Raw genomic sequence first — 17,790 nt, forward strand, 5'->3', positions numbered from 1 at the left:
TCGACGCGGAGCGTCGGCGAGTGACGACAACGCGGCGAGCGTGCGTGCCAGACCCCGCGAGCCCGCCATGATCCAAACGACACGCCCTAGGTGTGGAAGAGTTCTTCCAGGGAGGCTTCGGCCCGGTCTCCGCCGCGTGCGGCTTCGACGACGGCCTGGTGGAAGGAACGGCTGGCTTCTTCGGAATGGCACGGGACGGGGCTGCCGGCCATGGTGTACCAGTCCGTGGCTCCGGTGTACTGCACAGCTACATGAGCCAGGTCGTCCGACCAGGTCGTATGGATGGTCAGGTCGCCGTTGATCACGCCGATCTCCGCGGTGCGAACGGCGCCGGGTAGGGCGTGGATCCCGACAGTGGTCCAAGATGCCCAGGTCATGATGTTCCCCTCGGCGACAAGGGCCCCGGCCGGCGGCCGGGCGCGGTGACTCAAGTTTGGCACTTGAGGTGCGGGAGCGCACCGCATGCGGTGGCGCAGATTCCGCAAGGGGTGCGGTGGCCTGCGGCCCGGCCCCCGCAGCCGGCGGGTCGTGCGCGTCGGCGCCTGGCCCCGTCGGGCCGGTGTGGCGGCTTCTCGGGCCGCGGTGGCCGGCTCGTCCCCGGTGGGGCAGGCGTGCGGGGCGCCGTCCCGCTGAGGGCGTCGCCGTCGCTCGCTGGGCGAGCTCCGCCCGGCGTTGGGTGAGCCCCGTGCGCAGGGCGTCGCCGCTTCCGGAGTGGTGCAGGTTGCCGAGGACCGGCCGCACCCCGGGCGGCAGACAGCGGCTCTGCCGGAGCGTGTGGATCAGTCGCGCGTCCCGGACGTCGGTGGCGCCGTAGCTGCGGTACCGGGTCCTGCAGTGCCGCATCTCTGCGGTTGCTCTGGGCGCGCATCGGTCACCGTCCGTGCCCGGCCTGCGGGCAGGCCCGCCCTCGTACCGCGTGAGTGGCGCGTCCGAGGGCGGCATGTCCGAGGACGACGCGTCCGGGGCCGGCCCAGCTGCCCTGCCCGCACGGCGCCACCCCCGTCCCCGAGCGCATCGACGCCGCCCATCGTGAAAAGTGACGAGCAGCCGCTGATCAAGAAGACCTGCCCGGACGGCCGGGGTACGCGGGTGCAGCACGAGGGGCAGGCAGTCGTCGTCGCCGGTCTCACCACCGTCGTCGCCGCCCGTCTCCCACCTCCTGCCTCCCTCCCATCTCCCTCCTCCCGCTCGACGAATCGCCGCCTGGATCGACGGGCTCCAGGTGCAGCCAAGTGCGGTGTCCGCTCCGGGACTTGGGCAACCGCGGCCACGACATCGCGCAGCTCCTCGACACGACGGTGGACGAGGCGCCGGCCCTTTTTGAGGGGGTGCCAGCGGTGGCGACGCGGCTGCGGCGCATGGCCGACATCGGGCCCGGCCATCTGCGGCCGGGACAGCCGGCGGCGCCGCGGGTGGGAAGGGGATGGCCGAAAGCACGTCGAAGGACATTGCGCAGTCGGCCTACTCGCTCACCGGGGCGTTCCTGGACGCACCGCACCGGTAGGGGAGTGGTCCCGGTCCGCACAGGGGTGGCGGAGCGGACCGGGTCCGTACCGGCCGTCCATGCCTCGATGAGCCGCCGGGCCGGGCCGGGGGCGGAGTGCCCAAGCGGAATCTCAGTCGATGACCGTATGGAAGAAGGTGACGGCTGCGCCGAACGCGGCGCCGCCGACGAGGGTTGCGGAAGCCGGGGTGCCGCCGTTGAAGAAGGTGAGCACACCGGCGCCGATAGCGGTGAGGGCGCCAAGCAGAAAAATGACGGCGGCGCGCTGACTCAGCAGGGTTGATCTGTTGTGGGACACATCAACTCCCATCTGCGCGGGAGCGACGAATCGCTCGGTGCGGATGCTGATGCTCTGATTGATCTTCTCATCTCACCCCCCGGATTTTCGGCAGCACACGAGGAAATTCCGAAAGGGTCCCGGAAAGAATCAACGTGGCCGTCGGGGCCGAGTGATGGCGCGGATTTCCGGCGGGCGCCGAACTCCCCGTGGGAACCGGGTTTCGCTATGCGGTCCGATAGCGCAACAGGACGACGCCCGAGCTGAAGGGCCGGGTCTCGGCGAGGTGCAGACTCCGTACGCCGGTCGCGTCCGCGAACAGTCGACGGCCGGGCCCCAGGGCGACCGGGTGGACGAACAGCCGGTATGCGTCGACCAGTCCGGCGGTGATGAGGGCATGGACGGGTGTGATGCTGCCCGTCGTGACGATGTCGGTTCCCGGCGCGGATTTCAGTTTCCGCACCACATCTCCCAGGTCGCCCCGCAGGACCGTGGTGGGCTCCCATCCGGGATCGTCCAGCGTCGCGGACACCACGTACTTCGACACGCTGTTGAGGTGACGATCAGGTCCCGCATCCCGGCCTCCAAGTCAGCGTTCGACGCTGCTCTCACTATGGCTGAGCCTTCTGCGGCCCTCCGCCTGCCGGGTGACGGCGAGGACCGCCATATCGTCGTCGCGCGGCCCGCCGGTCCAGCGCTCGACGTCCCCCACCAGGCGGTCGATCACCTCCCGGGGCCCTCGGAACGGGCCGTGGCCTGCCAGTTGGGTCGCGGGGTCGTAGAAGGTTCCGGTACGGTCCCGGGCCTCCGTCACCCCGTCGGTGACCAGCAACAGGGTGCTGCCCGCCGGGAACGGCCAGTCGGTGGGCGCGGTCCGGGCCGTGCCCAGGGCACCCATCCCCAGGGGAAGGCCCGGATCGTCGACCTCCAGCGCGCGCACCTCGTCGTCGTGGCAGAGGTAAGGCGCGGGGTGGCCGCAGTTCAGCAGCCGAAGGCCCGCGGCCCGCGGGAGGATTTCGCAGATCAGGGCCGTGATGAAGCCTTCGAGCCGGTTTTCCTCGGAGGTGTGCTCGCTCTCCCGCAGCAGCGCGTGCTCCATCCGGCCGGCCAGCGCCGCCAGGTCGGGCTCCTGCTCGGAGGCCTCACGGAACGCGCCGAGCAGCACCGATACCGCGCTCACCGCCCCGAGTCCCTTGCCCCGCACATCGGCGATCATCAGCCGGACACCGAACGGGGTTCGCTGGACGGCATAGGCGTCCCCGCCGATCCGGGCCTCGCTCTGCGCGGCCTGGTAGCGGGCGGCGATGGTCAGCCGGCCGATACGTTCCGGCGGCGCGGGCAGCACGGCACGCTGGGCGGCCTCCGCCACCGAACGGACGACGTCCAGATGGCGTCCGTGACGGGCGATCACCCTATTGACCCCGATGCCCATGAACGCGGCGAAGAGGGTGTTGATGAGCTCCAGATGGCCCTCGAGGTGGTCGGCGGTGCCGTCCTTCACCGTCAGCGCGAAGACGCCCACGACGATGGCGGCGCCGATCGCCAGGGTGTGCCGCAGGGAGAGCAGTGCGCCGGCCGTCACGCTGGCCGCCGTCAGCATCGGGTCTCCCCAGTAGTCCGCCGGCGAGAACGCGTCCCAGACGAGCCCTCCGGCGACCAGGACGCTCGGGGCGAACTCGACGTATCGGGGCCATCGCGGGGAGAAAGAGGGCATAGGGGTTCCTGACCAGCCGTCCATGTCGGGTAGCAGGAATATGCCTGTTTCAGGGAGATTTATACAGTGGGCTTCGGTGGTCGGGCGATGCGGGCGGGTCGCCCGCAGGGCGTCCTCGGCCCGCAGCCCACGGCCGGCGGCATCCCCGGGCGGCCCGAAGGTGTGTCACTCCTTCGATGCGAGCCGGGCGTACGCGCGGACATCGGCGTCCGGGTCGTCGGCGACCGCGGCCCAGGCCTGGCGGGCATCCGCGCGGCCGGAGTGCGCGCGCAGCGCCAGGACCCCTGCCTTGCGCACATCCGCGTGCCCGTCGGCGAGCGCCGAGCGCAGCGCGGACACGGCGCGTTCGGGGTCGGCGGCCGCCAGGGCCGTGGCGGCACCGGCCCGGACCTGCCAGGCCGGGTCGTCGAGCGCCGCGACGGCCGCCGTGTCGTACGGCGGCGGGCAGCCGGTGGTGGCCAGCGCCGCGAGCGCCGCGGCCCGTACGAGGAGGTCCTCGTCGCGCAGCAGCACCGCCAGGTCGTCGGGGCCGCCGACCGTGCCGAGGCCGTGCGCGGCAGCCACCCTGACCTCGCGGGAGGGATCCGCGGTGGCATGTTGCAGGGCGTCGGGGGCGTCGACGGAGACCAGGGCGCGGACGGCCTGGACGCGTACCTCCACGGCGGGGTCGGTGAGTGCGGTGGCGAAGAGGGCCCGGTCACCGAGGCGGAGCGCGCGCAGCACCTCCACGGCCGCCGAGCGGACGACGGCGTCGGGTCCGTCAAGGGCGGCGGCCAGCGGCGTACGCAGGTCGGGTTCCGGTGTCAGGACCTCGATCAGCTCCCGCAGCGAGGCGCCGGCGGCGGCTCGTACGGCCGGGTCGGGGTCGGCGAGGGTGGCGGCGAGGGCCGGGCCCGTTCCGGGCGGGACGCTTTCGGTGAGCGCATCGACGGCGGCGCGACGGACGGCCGGGTCGGGGTCGGAGAGGTAGGGGCGCAGCGTGGGGAGGTCCGGCTGGTCCTCGGTGAGGGCGAGGAGTTCGAGGATGCGGGGGGAGGGGCCGGGCGCGGAAGCGGTCCCCGGCGGGGGCGTGGCCGGGGTGCCCGCGCCGGGCAACGCGTCGTTCGTCACCCCGGCACCTTCCCCTTCCGCCCCGCCCGCGGACCCTACCGGCGGCGTATCCGTCCGCCCCGCCGTGGCGACCTGCTCCGGGTGGACCTCGCCGAGGAACCGGGGGATGCCGCCCACGGGGGCGTACTCGTCGACCGGGACGAGATACGGCGCCACCGGGCGGGCCGTGAACTCCATCGCGCCGGTGGCTGATTTGCGCAGATCGAGATGGTGCAGCCAGTCGTCGTCATTGCTCTTCGGGTGGTCCGTGCGCTCGTGGTAGAGGCCCCAGCGGGACTCGGTGCGGGCCAGCGACGAGCGGGCGGCCATCTCGGCGCAGTCGCGGATGAAGCTGACCTCGGCGCAGCGCATCAGCTCGTGCGGGGTGCGGGCGCCCATGCCGGCGATATCGGCGTGCATCCGCTCGAAGTGCTCGACGGCCAGCGACAGGCGGGCGCCGCTCTTGGGCGGGGCGACATAGTCGTTGACGAAGCGGCGGAGCTTGTACTCGACCTGGGGCTGTGGCGGGCCGTCGGGGTTGCGCAGCGGACGGTAGACCAGTTCGTGGGCCGCACGCAGCTGGTCGGCGGGCAACTCGCCCTCGTACGCCCGGTACCGGGCCGCGTCCGCGCCCGCCAGGTCGCCGAAGACGAAGGCGCCGATCATGTAGTTGTGCGGGACACAGGCCAGGTCACCCGCCGCATACAGCCCCGGCACGGTGGTGCGGGCGTGGTCGTCGACGCGTACGCCCGACGCCGAGTGCCCGCCGCACAGGCCGATCTCGGAGATGTGCATCTCCACGTCGTGGGTGCGGTAGTCGTGGCCGCGCCCGGCGTGGAAGGTGCCGCGGGTGGGGCGCTCGGTGGTGTGCAGGATCGTCTCCAGCGCGGAGACGGACTCCTCCGGGAGGTGACTCAGTTTCAGATAGACCGGACCGCGTTCGGAGGCGACCTCGGCCGCGAACTCCGCCATCATCTGCCCCGACCAGTAGTCGGATTCCACGAACCGCTCGCCGTGCCGGTTGACCTGGTAGCCGCCGAAGGGGTTGGCGACATAGGCACAGGCCGGGCCGTTGTAATCCTTGATCAGCGGATTGATCTGGAAGCACTCGATGCCGGTCAGTTCGGCGCCCGCGTGATACGCCATGGCGTAACCGTCACCCGCGTTGGTGGGGTTCTCGTACGTGCCGTAGAGATAGCCGGAGGCGGGCAGGCCCAGGCGGCCGCAGGCGCCGGTGGCGAGGATCACCGCGCCGGCCCGGACCGTGACGAACTGCCCGGTGCGGGTGTGGAAGCCGGCCGCGCCGACCGCCCGGCCGCCGGATGTCAGCACCCGCACCGGCATGATCCGGTTCTCGATGCGGATCCGCTCCCGCATCTCCCGGCGGCGCAGCTGCCGGTAGAGGACCTTCTTGACGTCCTTGCCCTCCGGCATCGGCAGCACATACGAGCCGGAGCGGTGCACCTGGCGCACCGCGTACTCACCGTGCTCATCCTTCTCGAACTTCACGCCGTACGACTCCAGCCGCTGCACCATCGCAAAGCCGCGGGTCGCGGTCTGGCGGACGGTGGACTGGTCGACGATGCCGTCGTTGGCGCGGGTGATCTCGGCGACATAGTCGTCGGGTTCCGCGCGGCCCGGGACGACGGCGTTGTTGACCCCGTCCATGCCCATGGCGAGCGCACCGGAGTGACGGACGTGCGCCTTCTCCAACAGCAGGACGGAGGCGCCCTGTTCGGCAGCGGTGAGCGCCGCCATGGTCCCGGCGGTGCCGCCGCCGATCACGAGGACGTCGCAGGACAGCTCCTCGGCGGCGTCGAGGGAGGGGATCTCCATGGCTTCCGTGCCCTCCAGGGCGGTGCCGTGTGGCATGGCGGTGCCTTTCGGTCGCCGGGTCACGTCGTATGACGCGCCGGTCTCGTCGGTCAGATGTTTCGGGTCGTTCCGGTTGACCAGCCAGGTCAGGGGACGGGCCGGTCGCCCAGGGAGGCGAGGACCTCGCGGCGCAGTGCGACCGTCGCTGGCTCGGCGTGCGCCGCGCGGGTGCGAGGCCGGGGTACGTCCAGGACCCGGCCGGTGCCCAGCAGCGCGACCCGGTCGCCCAGGAACAGCGCCTCGTCCACGTCGTGGGTGACGAAGACGACGGTGGCGCCGGTGCCGCGCAGCGCCGTCACCAGCAACTGCTGCATCCCCGCCCGGGTCTGCGCGTCGAGCGCCCCGAACGGCTCGTCCATCAGGACCGCACGCGGCCGTCCGGCCAGCGCGCGGGCCAGCTGGGTGCGCTGCCGCTGGCCGCCGGAGACGTGGTGCGGCAGGTGTGCGGCATGCTCGGTCAGTCCGACCCGGGCCAGCCAGTCGTCCGCCCGCGTCCGGCGCTCCGCGCGTGCCACGCCCCGGATGGCCAGCGGGAGTTCCACGTTGGCCCGCAGGGTGCGCCAGGGCAGCAGCGCGTCCTCCTGGAAGATCAGCGCACGGTCGGCGGCGGGTCCGTCGACCGGCTCGCCGTCCTGGCTCAGCCGGCCGCCGAGCAGCGGCAGCAGACCTGCCAGGGTGCGCAGCAGGGTGGACTTGCCGCAGCCGGACGGTCCGACGACGGTGAGGATCTCACCCGGGGCGACATCGAGGTGCAGGCCGTCCAGAACGGGGGCGCCGGGCCGGCCCAGTGCGGCCTCGTCCAGGGTCAGCCGGAGGCCCGGGGCGGGTTGCTGTGCCGGGGCCGCCGCGGTGATCTCGGTACGGGTCATGAGGACTCCCCGATCGCCGCCCGGCCCGTCCGCCACCGGCCGCGGCCGGCCGTGGACGGAGGCGAGTCGTCCGCGGTCCGCGGCAGCCAACGGGTCAACCGCCGCCCCAGCAGTTCCACCGCCGTGGCGGTGAACCGGCCGAGCAGACCGATGGTGGCCATGCCGACGAACACCCCCGGGTAGTCGACGATGGTGTAGTCCTGCCAGGTCCGGTAGCCCACGCCGTACTCGCCGGAGATCATCTCGGCGGAGATCACACAGATCCACGAGACACCGATCCCCACCGACAGCCCGCCGAGGATGCCGGGCAACGCCCCCGGCAGTACGACCGACCGCAGTGCCCGCCACCGGCCCCCGCCCATGGTGCGCACCGCCTCCTCCCAGACGGGTGTCAGCGCCCGTACCGCGTGCCGGGTGGAGACCGTGACCGGGAAGAACGCCGCGGCGAAGGTGATGAAGACGATGCCCTGCTCATTACTGGGGAACAGCAGGATCGCCACCGGCACCAGCGCGATCGCCGGTATGGGCGCAGCACTTCGAGCAGCGGGCCGAGGAGATCGGAGGCGAGCGGGGAGCGGGCCACGGCGGTGCCGACGGCGACGCCGAGGATCGCCGCGAGGGCGAAGCCGCCGACGATCCGGGTCACGCTGTCGCAGACGTCCTGCCAGTAGGCGGCAGTGCCGAGCCGGCGGCCGAACTCCTGAGCCGTCTCGGTGACGGTCGGGAACTGGGAGAACCGCAGCCACAGGTTCACCCGGAACTGGGCGAGCAACTGCCATACCGCGAGGGCCGCGAGGACCGCTGCGGTGCGCCGGGCACGGCGGGTCCAGGTCCATCGGTGCGAGCCCGCCCGTCCCGTACGGGCCGCCGTGGCGGTGGGCGCGCTCACCGGGCCTGCTTCAGGGCGGCGGCGTAGCTGAGGGTGCGCGCACCGCGGTGGTGCCGCGTCCAGGCGTCGGCGGTGGCGCGGGTGGCGAAGGGCAGCAGCCGTGCGCCGTCGTGGACCCAGACCGACTTGTCGGCGAACCAGCGGGTGCCGGTCGTCGCATCGGCCACATACGCGGCCCGCACCGTGTCGTGATGGGTGGCGGCGAACCGCAGCAGGGCCTCCGGGCCGGTGAAGGAGTGGGTACGGTCCTCGCCGCGCAGCCACACCTCGTCGGGCGACGGGTGCGCGGTGCTGTTCCGGGCCTTGGCGTACCCGCTGCCGTAACTCTGCTTGACGTAACGGTCATTGACAAAGGAGTCAACATTGACCGGCCCGGTCAGCTTGGCCGCCCGCAGCACCGCCACATCCTTCTTCAGCGCGGCGATCAGCTGCGGCTTGAGGGTGGGGCCGAAGGTGGCGACGCCGCCGGAGCCGTTGTAGAGGTAGACCACCTCGGGCGGCAGCCCGGTGGCCTTGGCGACCTGCTGGGCGGCATCGACCGGGTGGGCCTGCAGATGGCGCGTCGCCTCCCGCTGTGCGGTGAGGAACGCCCGCACCACGGCGGGGCGCTGTGCGGCGAAGGCGTCCCGTACGGTCACCCCGTGAAAGGTGGGCAGGCCGAGCGCGCCCCCGTCATAGAGGGCCTGCGCCTTGCCCTGGAAGGCGAGCAGCCCCGGCCAGGCCACGAACTGGGAGAGGGCGTCCGCGCTGCCCGACTGGAGCGCCGAGGCACCCACGGCCGGCTGCTGGTTGAGCTTGTGGATGTCCTGTTCCGGGTCGATCCCGGCCCGCTGCAGGGCCCGTACGAGAGTGCCGTCGGAGGCCGAACCGACGCTGCTGGAGACCTTCTTGCCGCGCAGGTCCGCCAGCGCGCGCAGGGGGGAACCGGGCTTGGTGACAAGGGTGTTGAGCGCCCCGCGCAGGTTGTAGCCGGTGACCGACACCAGCCGGGTCGGGGCGTGCAGCTGGCTGCCGCGGGCGGCGTTGATCAGCAGCGGGAAGTCGCCCATCGAGCCGATGTCGACCTTCCCGGCGACCATCTGCGCGGTGATCGGCGCACCGGTCGCGTAGTCCTGCCACCGCACCTTGTACGTCTTGCCGTCGCGCCTGCCCTGGGCGCGCAGCGCACGTTCGAAGAAGCCCAGCGAGCGCAGCAGCGTACCGGCGGTGACGGTGTTGATGGTCTTGGACTGGTAGCCGACGGTCACGGTGACGGTCTTGCCGTCCGAGGCGTCCGCCGTGGTGCCGCAGCCACTGAGCGAGGCCGCCAGCACAGCGGCGGAGAGCGCCGCGACGAGCGCCCTGCGGCGCGCGGCCCGCGGTGCGGCGGAAGAAGGGGCCGGCGCGGGCCGGACGGGGGACGGGGACGGCACGAACGGGGAGCCCGTGAATCGGGAGCTCATGAGCGGGGGCCTCTCATCGCAACAAATAGGGCATGTTGACCGTGACCGCACCGGTGGGACAGCGTGCGGCGCACGGACCGCAGTACCAGCACTCGTCGACGTGCATGTACGCCTTGTTGCTCGCCGGGTCGATGGCGAGCGAGTCCAGCGGGCACATGTCGACGCACAGCGTGCAGCCGTCGATGCACTTGGACTCGTCGATGGTCACGGGCACGTCGGCGCGTTGGGACGCAAGAGGCATGGCGGTCTCCAGGGCATGGCGGGGCAGGGGGAGCGGTCGGGGAGGACAGGAGCGGGCGAGGGGACTCAGACGGTGCGGTGCAGCAGGCCCCGCATGGTGAGCCGGTCACCGCGGAAGCGGATGAACTCCAGGTCGACGGGGGTGCCGTCGGCAAGATGGGTGAGACGTTCGAGCATCAGCACGGCCGTGCCGCGCGGTGCCTCCAGTACAGCGGCCGAATGCGCATCGGCGTTGACGGCCTCCAGGGTGATCTCGGCGGTGCCCAGGGGCTGTCCGGCGGTTTCCTCGATCAGCCGGAACACGTCGTTGTTCTCCAGATCGGCGTCGAGCAGGGGCAGCCCGATGTCCATCGGGACATAGGTGAGGTCCAGGGACAGGGGCAGGCCGTCGAGTCGGCGCAGCCGTTCCACGTAGAGCACCTCGCTGCGCGGCGGGATCCGCAGCCGGTCCGCCACCGGGGCCGGTGCGGCGACCGGGCTGATGGTGCGGACCTCGTTGGTGACCCGGCCGTGCGAGTGCAGGGTCTCGGCGAGCCCCATCAGCCGGTCGAGCGCATGCGGGTACTTCTGGCCCACCACCACCGTGCCCACACCCGGCTGGCGCGCCACGAGCTGTTCGGCACGCAGCAGGTCGAGGGCCTGGCGGACGGTGTTGCGGGACACGCCGTAGTCCGCGCCGATCACCTCCTCGTGCGGCAGCACGCCCTCGGGGAAGCAGCCCCCGAGCACCTGGTGGCGCAGCAGGTCGGCGAGCTGCCGGGCGCGGTCCGCGCGGAGCCGGCGACGGCGCGCGGCCGCTACCGGAGTCGTGTGCTGGCGGGTGCGTTCGGCTGGCATGCGGTGGACCATACCGATGAGATCCGGCCAGTGGTGTTGCCGCAGTATTGCGCCACCTTCCGCCGCCCGGACCGCGGCCGTGACCTGCGGGTCCGGCACTGCCGCGGCAAGATCTGCCACCCAGGACGCCGCCACCCGCTACCCCTCGACGCAGCCCCGGCACCCCTGACGCAGCCGCCTCCGGCACCCCGGATGCGGCCGTCCGGCCCAGCGAATGCGGCCGTCCGGCGTCCGTGTCGCCGGGCCGTCCGCGCCGCCCTCCGGATAGCGTCGAAGCCCGGTACAGTCCCGCCCCGCCCGGCCACCGGCGGGCGGACCCCGCCCCGGTGCCCGGGTGGCCGACGAGGAGGTGGGTGCGTGGCCACGTGGCCGGCCGTACTGTTCGCGTTGCTCGCGGCAGCCAGCAACGCACTGGCCACGGTGCTGCAGCGACGCGCGGCCCGTACGGTCCCGCTGTCCGCCGGGCTGCGCCTCGGGCTGCTCGTCGATCTGCTGCACCGTGCCGTCTGGCTCGGCGGGATGCTCGCGGTCGTCGCCGCTGCCTGCTTCCAGGCGCTGGCGCTGTCGCAAGGAGCGCTGTCGGTGGTACAGCCCCTCTTCGTCCTCGAACTGCCCCTCGCCCTGCTCATCGGACGGGTCCTCCTCGGCGGACGGATCTCCTGCGGCGGATGGACCGGCGTGGTACTGCTCGTCGTCGGACTCGGCTGCGCCCTCGCGGCCGCCGCGCCCACCATCGGCACCGACCACGCCCCGTTCAGCCGCTGGGTGCTCGCCCTCGTGGTCTGCGCCGCGGTGATCGCCACGGCGGTCGGCGCCGCGCTCCGCCGGGGAGCGGGCGGCGTACGGGCGGCCTGCTTCGCCGGGGCGACGGCGGTCGCCTACGCACTCACCGCGGCGCTGATGAAGGACGCCACCCACGCCTGGCAGACCGGCGGCCCCGCCGCGTTCTTCACCGCGTGGCAGACCTATGGCTTCGCCGCCGTCGGAGTCATGGCCCTCTTCCTCCTGGAAAACGCCATGCAGTCGGGCCCGCTGACCGCCTCGCAGCCCGTCCTCACCCTCGGAGACGCGCTGGTCAGCCTGTCACTGGGGGTCACCCTCTACGACGAACGGGTACGGGCCGGCTGGTGGCTGGTTCCCGAATGCCTGGGCGTCGCGCTGGTCCTGTGGGGCGCCATGCTGCTCTCCCGCGTCGCACTGGCCCGGGATCTGACGGGTGCTCAGGAGGAGGCGCCCGCAGCCGCCCGCGACACCGGTACGGAGCCAGGACCGGCGGATACGTGAGCGCCGCGCGACGCGGCACCGCGCTCCCGGGCACGGCCGCGCCCGGGAGCCGCCGCCTCACAACATGACGTGCTTGACCTGGGTGTAGTCCAACAGGCCCGCGAGGGACAGATCGCTGCCGTAACCGGAGTGCTTGACGCCGCCGTGCGGCATCTCCGACACCGTGGTGCCATGGGTGTTCACCCAGACGATCCCGGTGTGCAGGGCGCGGGTGGCCCGCATGGCACGCTCGTGGTCGCCGGTCCACACGCTCGCCGCCAGACCGAACCGGACCCCGTTCGCCAGCCGGAGGGCCTCGGCCTCGTCGGTGAAGGACTGCACCGTGACGACCGGGCCGAAGATCTCCTCCTGCACGATCTCGTCGCTCTGGCGCACCCCCGCGACGACCGTGGGGGAGTGGAACCAGCCGGGCCGCGCCGGTGCCGTCCCTCCCGTCACCACCTCGGCATGGCGCGGCAGACGGCTCAACAAGGCCTGTACGGAGTCCAGTTGGGCCGCGCTGTTGAGGGGGCCGTAGTCGGCGGCCGGCTCGTCGGGCGGCCCGGTCCGCAGCCGGTGCGCGGCCGCAGCGAACGCGGCCACGAAGGCGTCGTAGCGGCGGTGGTGCACCAGAAACCGGGTGGGAGCGGTGCAGTCCTGGCCGGCGTTGTAGTACGCCACGGCCGCGAGTTCGGCCGCGGTGCTCTCGGCGTCCACGTCCTCATGGACGAGGACCGGGGCGTTCCCGCCCAGTTCCAGATGCACCCGCTTCAGGTCCGCCGCTGCGGTGGCGGCGATCTCCCGCCCGGCCCGGACGCTGCCGGTGACGGCGACGAGACGGGGCACCGGGTGCGCGGTCAGGGACCGCCCGGTGTCGCGGTCGCCGCAGATCACATTGAGCACGCCGGGCGGCAGATGCTCCGCGGCGATCCGGGCCAGCAGCACGGCGGAGGACGGGGTGGTGTCGGCGGGCTTGAGGACGGTGGTGTTGCCTGCCGCGAGCGCCGGGGCGACCTTCCATGCGGCCATCATCAGCGGGTAGTTCCAGGGGGTGATCTGGGCGCAGACCCCGACCGGTTCGCGGCGCAGCACCGATGTGCGGCCCTCGGTGTACTCGGCGGCCGCCGCCCCCGGCAGATTGCGTGCCGCCCCCGCGAAATAGCGGAAGGTGTCGACGACCGCGGGCAGTTCCTCGGTCCGGAACTGCTCCGGCGGCTTGCCGGTGTCCCCGACCTCGGCGGCCACCAGGGCGTCGGCGTGCTCCTCGATCGCGTCGGCGATCCGCAGCAGCGCCCGCTGCCGCTCGGCGGGAGTGGTCAGCGACCAGCGGGCGAGGGCGGCCTCCGCCGCGCTGCAGGCCGCATCCGTGTCGGACGGGCCGGAGCGCGGGGCACTGCGGTGCACCTCGCCGGTGGCGGGGTTGACCAGGTCCATCGTCGCGCCGGAGGCCGCCGGGCGGTCCGTCCCCGCGAGGTGGTTGCGGACCGGGGCGGAGGTGTCGTTCTCAGCCATGGCGGAGCACCTCCTGTGCCGCGCCGCGGCCGGTGCGCACCGCGCCCTCCATATAGCCGGCGACCCACTGGTCGGACCCGCAGACATAGAAGGGCGGTTCGTGGGAGCCGTGCAGCGGACCGACCGCCATGACATCGCCGGGGTTCCACTGCGTGACGTACCCCTGGGTCCAGGGGTCGGTGCCCCACAACCGCAGATACGACGTGAACGGCTGGAGGGCCTCTGCGCCGTAGAGCCGGGCCACGTCCGAGAGCAGCTCGTGGTCGCGGACCGCGGCGGGCATGCCCAGCAGGACGCCGTAGCGCTCGGGAGGGATCAGCGCGGAGAGGATGCCCTCGCTCTGCGGCCAGGTGCTGCCGAGCACGCCCTCACATTCGGAGAGGCCGTTGAGGTCCAGGCTGCGCCAGAAGGGTTTGTCGTAGGCGGCGGCGAACTTGGCCGCGACGGCCTGCCGTTGGCGGTGCAGCGAGGCGAGCCGGGCCTCGGAGACGCCGGTGAGGGCGACCGAGCGGAGCGGTCCGACCGGCAGGGCGCTGACCACGGCATTCGCCGTCAGAGTCGCCCCGTCTGCCAGCCGCACCCGGCAGCCTCCCGGCCGCACCGCCACCTCCTCGACGGCCGCTTCGAGCCGGATGCGCCGGCCGAGTTCCGCGGCCATGCGCAGCGCCACGGTCGCCGAGCCCTCGGCCACCCGCAGGCCCTCCCAGTCCTCGTAGGCGTAGGGGTCGTCACCGGGGACCGCGGCGTGCTTGCGCAGTGAGGCGAGCAGGGAGGTGCGTTCGTAGGAACCGCTGGCCAGGGCGAGTTGGCCGATCTCCCAGAGCCGCACGACGGCCGGGCTCGCGCCTTCGCCGCGCAGCCAGGCGCCGACCGACAGGCGGTCCAGAGTCGCCGCGTGCGGATGGGACCACGGGTCCTGCGGGTCCACGGTCCGTGCCAGCGCGACGAAGGAGTCGGTGACCTTCCGGTGGCAGGCCTCGTCACCGGGGCCGAACCAGTGCGGCGGGTCGCCGGCCGAGACCCCTTCCGCGGTGGCCCGCGCCATCCGTCCGGGCTCGGCGACATAGCTGGGAATGAGGGTCAGGCCGAGCTCAGCGGCCAGGGCGAGATAGGCGGTGTGGGCCCGGCCGACCACCTCGCCGCCGAGCTGGACCAGCCGGCCGTCGGGCAGCACGGCCTGCTCGACGCGTCCGCCGACCCGGTCGCGGGCTTCGAGGACGAGGACGTCGGCGCCGGCCGCGTTCAGGTCCCGTGCCGCGGCGAGCCCGGCGAGGCCGGCACCGAGCACGATGACATCGTGGTTCATGGGGGCGTTCCTTCGTTGTCGATGGGCGGCTGAGGGCGTGCGCACCAGGCCTGGCCGGCGAGGCGGGGGCCGGTGCGGCCCCGCCTCAGGGCTGATCCATCGGACCCCTAGGGCGTGTCCAGGACCAGGCAGTGCTCGGGCTGCCAGCCGATCTCCACGCTCTCGCCGCCGCTCCAGCGGTCCTCCATGCGCGAGCGGTCGGTGTTCTGCTCCAGAACGGACACGGTGACGCCGGGGGCGAGTTCGATGAGATAGGTGGTGGTGGGGCCGGAGTAGACGGTCTCCCGGACCACGCCCTGCACCATCGCCATGCCCGGTTCGAAGTCGGAGAGCCAGATCTTCTCGGGTCGTATCGACAGACTGACGCTGCTGCCGTCCGCGACGCCGCTGCGGTTGCCGACCGGCAGAGCGGGGCCGCAGTAGAGCACGACCTGCCCGTCGCGGTAGGTGCCGGGGACCAGGTTGGAGGTCCCCATGAAGGACGCCACGAAGCGGCTCGCTGGGCGTTCGTAGACGTCCTCCGGTGTGCCGCACTGCTCCACGTGGCCCTCGTTCATCACCGCCACCCGGTCCGACATGGTCAGCGCCTCGTCCTGGTCATGGGTGACGAAGACGAAGGTGATACCGACCTCGCGCTGGATCTGCTTGAGTTCGACCTGCATCCGCCGCCGGAGCTTGAGGTCGAGCGCGGCCAGCGGCTCGTCGAGCAGCAGCACCTGCGGCCGGTTGACCAGGGCGCGGGCCAGGGCCACCCGCTGGCGCTGCCCGCCGGAGAGCGTGCCGGGCTTGCGGCCGCCGAGACCGCCGAGTTGCACCCGGTCGAGCATGGCGCCGACCCGCTCGCGGATCTCGGTCCGGGCGACGCCCTTGCGCTTGAGGCCGAAGGCCACATTGTCGGCCACCGAGAGGTGGTCGAAGAGGGCGTAACTCTGGAAGACGGTATTGACGTTGCGCTTGTCCGGCGGGAGCGCGGTCACGTCCTCCCCGCTGAGAAGGATGGTGCCCGCGGTGGGGTCGGTGAAGCCGCCGATCATCCGCAGCGAGGTGGTCTTGCCGCAGCCGGACGGGCCCAGCAGGGAGAAGAACTCGCCGGGAGCGATGTCCAGGCTGAGATCCTGCACCGCGTAGGACCCGCCGTAGTTCTTGCTGATGTTGTCGAGCCGGACGGCGGGCGCGGCGCCGGCCGGGGCCGCACCGGCGGAGGGGGCGTCGGAGGAGGTCATGGGTGTCACTTCCCGGAGAGCAGATCGAGGCCACCGCGGCGGCCGAACAGACGCGGGATGGCCAGGGCGAGACCGATGAGGCCGATGGAACCGACGAGCATCAGCGTGCCGACCGCGTTGATGGTGGGCTGCACGCCGAACCGGATCGCCGAGTAGATGCGTACGGAGAGCGGCTGTGGGTCCACGCCGGTGGTGAAGTAGGCCAGCACGAAGTCGTCGAAGACGAGAGCGAAGACGAGGACCGCCGAGGCCAGGATGCTGGGCAGCAGAGCGGGCAGGGTGACCAGCCGCAAGGCCTGCCAGCGGGTGGCGCCCAGGTCCATCGCTGCCTCCTCGACCTCCGGGTTGAGGGCGGCGATCCGCGAGCGCAGGATCACCGTCACATAGGAGATGGAGAAGGTGATCTCCGCGAGCATCACGGTGCCGGAGGAGAGGGTGACGTCCATGCCCTTGAAGAGCAGCATCGCGGCGACACCGGTGACGATCTCCGGGGTGATCAGCGGGACCAGCATGATCAGGCCGGCCAGCGAGCCGAGCCGGGTACGGCAGCGCACCAGGCCCAGGGCCAGCGCCACTCCCAGGATCACCGAGCCCGCCATGGCCACCAGGGAGACCCGCAGGCTCATGCCGAGCGACTCGATCAGCACGTTGTCGTGGAAGAAGGCGGAGTACCAGCGGAGGCTGAAGCCCTTGAAGACGGTGAGGGACTTCTGGCCGTTGAAGGAGAAGAGGACCACCACGCCGATGGGGAGGTAGAGCAGGAGGAAGAAGAGCGTGGTGACCGTGAGGGCGAGCCGTGGTCTGCGGTCGGTGCCGCGGCGGTGCCGGCGGTGCGGGCTACGGAGCATCATCGGGCGGCCTCCGCCTCGTCCTTGCGGGTGCGCCGCAGATAGCCGAGCATCCCGATGAAGAGCACCGCCATCATCAGCATGGTGAGGGCGGAGCCGAGCGGCCAGTTCTGGCCCTGGAAGAACTTGTCCTGGATCAGGTTGCCGATCATGATCTGGTCCGGGCCGCCCATCAGCTGGGCACTGACGAAGTCGCCCATGGCGGGCAGGAAGACCAGGACGGCGCCCGCTGCGGCGCCCTGGCGGGTCGCCGGGAGGGTGACGAAGAAGAAGGTCCGCAAGGGCCCTCCGTACAGGTCGCGCCCCGCCTCGATCAGCGAGAGGTCCATCCGCTCCAGCGCCGCGTACAGCGGGATGATCATGAATACGATGAAGCCGTAGACGAGCCCGGCGATGACGCCGACCCCACTCTGCAGGATCTTGGTATGCGCATCGGCGAGTCCGACCGCGCGCAGCGCCTTCAGCACCGGGCCGCCGTCGGACAGCACCACCGACCAGCCGTACATCCGCACCAGGTAGTTGGCGAAGAACGGCACGACGATCGCGGCGATCAGCAGATTCTTGAACCGCCCGCCGTGCAGGGCGATGGTGTAGGCGACCGGATAGGCCACGATCAGGCAGACGACGCAGGCGATCAGCGCGAAGCCCAGCGAGCGCAGCAGCACGATGCGATACGCCGGGTCGGCCATCGCCGCGATGTTGTCGAAGTTGAACCCGAACCGCGGGTTGCCGAGGGGGTCGGTGGTGCCCAGGGCCAGGGTGGCCACGAGGATCAGGGAGGCGATGAGGAACCCGGTCATCCACAAGGTGCCGGGGAGCATGAGCCAGGTCCACAGCCGGGTGCCGGACGCGGAGCGCCCGCGCCGGTCCCGGAGTGCCCCGGAGGGGGTGCGTTGTGCCAT

The 17,790-nt window shown here is 72.1% G+C and carries 15 protein-coding genes and 1 pseudogene; 1 reads left to right on the forward strand and 15 read right to left on the reverse strand.

The window, feature by feature from the left end; genetic code table 11:
• Nucleotides 1-86: 86 nt before the first annotated feature.
• From ACWGI6_RS03635 to ACWGI6_RS03680, 10 genes and pseudogenes are all read right to left on the reverse strand, one after another.
• Nucleotides 87-377 carry a hypothetical protein gene (locus ACWGI6_RS03635; RefSeq protein ID WP_393904887.1) on the reverse strand — a complete coding sequence of 97 codons (291 nt, stop codon included), beginning with the start codon at nt 375-377 and terminating at the stop codon, nt 87-89.
• 1,239 nt (nt 378-1,616) lie between these two features.
• A complete protein-coding gene (locus ACWGI6_RS03640) occupies nt 1,617-1,802 on the reverse strand; it encodes a hypothetical protein (RefSeq protein WP_393904885.1) in 186 nt (61 codons plus the stop codon).
• A gap of 205 nt (nt 1,803-2,007) precedes the next feature.
• Nucleotides 2,008-2,328, reverse strand: coding sequence for a dihydrofolate reductase family protein (locus tag ACWGI6_RS03645; RefSeq protein ID WP_453265937.1), 321 nt, complete (start codon nt 2,326-2,328; stop codon nt 2,008-2,010).
• Between the two features lie 42 nt (nt 2,329-2,370).
• Entirely contained in the window at nt 2,371-3,495 is a 1,125-nt protein-coding gene (locus ACWGI6_RS03650; RefSeq protein ID WP_453265938.1) for a PP2C family protein-serine/threonine phosphatase, read from the reverse strand.
• Nucleotides 3,496-3,660: 165 nt separating this feature from the next.
• Nucleotides 3,661-6,420 carry a fumarate reductase/succinate dehydrogenase flavoprotein subunit gene (locus ACWGI6_RS03655; protein WP_453266124.1) on the reverse strand — a complete coding sequence of 920 codons (2,760 nt, stop codon included), beginning with the start codon at nt 6,418-6,420 and terminating at the stop codon, nt 3,661-3,663.
• A gap of 125 nt (nt 6,421-6,545) precedes the next feature.
• Nucleotides 6,546-7,328, reverse strand: a complete 783-nt coding sequence (locus ACWGI6_RS03660) for an ABC transporter ATP-binding protein (RefSeq protein ID WP_453265939.1) — start codon at nt 7,326-7,328, stop codon at nt 6,546-6,548.
• Nucleotides 7,325-8,217 (reverse strand): annotated as a pseudogene (locus tag ACWGI6_RS03665) (ABC transporter permease). Before ACWGI6_RS03665 ends, ACWGI6_RS03660 begins: the two are co-directional and overlap by 4 nt.
• On the reverse strand, nt 8,214-9,659 hold the full coding sequence (locus ACWGI6_RS03670; RefSeq protein ID WP_453265940.1) for an ABC transporter substrate-binding protein: 1,446 nt from the start codon (nt 9,657-9,659) through the stop codon (nt 8,214-8,216). Before ACWGI6_RS03670 ends, ACWGI6_RS03665 begins: the two are co-directional and overlap by 4 nt.
• A gap of 13 nt (nt 9,660-9,672) precedes the next feature.
• Nucleotides 9,673-9,900, reverse strand: coding sequence for a 4Fe-4S dicluster domain-containing protein (locus tag ACWGI6_RS03675; protein ID WP_393904879.1), 228 nt, complete (start codon nt 9,898-9,900; stop codon nt 9,673-9,675).
• A 65-nt stretch (nt 9,901-9,965) separates the two neighbouring features.
• Nucleotides 9,966-10,736 carry a GntR family transcriptional regulator gene (locus ACWGI6_RS03680; protein ID WP_453265941.1) on the reverse strand — a complete coding sequence of 257 codons (771 nt, stop codon included), beginning with the start codon at nt 10,734-10,736 and terminating at the stop codon, nt 9,966-9,968.
• A 357-nt stretch (nt 10,737-11,093) separates the two neighbouring features.
• Between ACWGI6_RS03680 and ACWGI6_RS03685 the strand changes: the two genes are divergently transcribed.
• Nucleotides 11,094-12,020 carry a DMT family transporter gene (locus ACWGI6_RS03685; protein WP_453265942.1) on the forward strand — a complete coding sequence of 309 codons (927 nt, stop codon included), beginning with the start codon at nt 11,094-11,096 and terminating at the stop codon, nt 12,018-12,020.
• A 57-nt stretch (nt 12,021-12,077) separates the two neighbouring features.
• Here ACWGI6_RS03685 and ACWGI6_RS03690 read toward each other — a convergent pair whose 3' ends face one another.
• The 5 genes from ACWGI6_RS03690 to ACWGI6_RS03710 form a co-directional block, all read right to left on the reverse strand.
• Nucleotides 12,078-13,511: an aminobutyraldehyde dehydrogenase gene (locus ACWGI6_RS03690; RefSeq protein ID WP_453265943.1), complete on the reverse strand. Its 1,434-nt coding sequence runs from the start codon at nt 13,509-13,511 to the stop codon at nt 12,078-12,080.
• Nucleotides 13,504-14,817 carry a flavin monoamine oxidase family protein gene (locus ACWGI6_RS03695; protein WP_453265944.1) on the reverse strand — a complete coding sequence of 438 codons (1,314 nt, stop codon included), beginning with the start codon at nt 14,815-14,817 and terminating at the stop codon, nt 13,504-13,506. Before ACWGI6_RS03695 ends, ACWGI6_RS03690 begins: the two co-directional genes overlap by 8 nt.
• 107 nt (nt 14,818-14,924) lie before the next feature.
• Nucleotides 14,925-16,040 carry an ABC transporter ATP-binding protein gene (locus tag ACWGI6_RS03700; RefSeq protein WP_453265945.1) on the reverse strand — a complete coding sequence of 372 codons (1,116 nt, stop codon included), beginning with the start codon at nt 16,038-16,040 and terminating at the stop codon, nt 14,925-14,927.
• 5 nt (nt 16,041-16,045) lie between these two features.
• Nucleotides 16,046-16,891, reverse strand: coding sequence for an ABC transporter permease (locus ACWGI6_RS03705; RefSeq protein WP_453265946.1), 846 nt, complete (start codon nt 16,889-16,891; stop codon nt 16,046-16,048).
• A complete protein-coding gene (locus ACWGI6_RS03710; protein ID WP_393904872.1) occupies nt 16,888-17,790 on the reverse strand; it encodes an ABC transporter permease in 903 nt (300 codons plus the stop codon). Before ACWGI6_RS03710 ends, ACWGI6_RS03705 begins: the two co-directional genes overlap by 4 nt.

This window comes from Streptomyces sp. NPDC054786 (genome assembly GCF_053611685.1).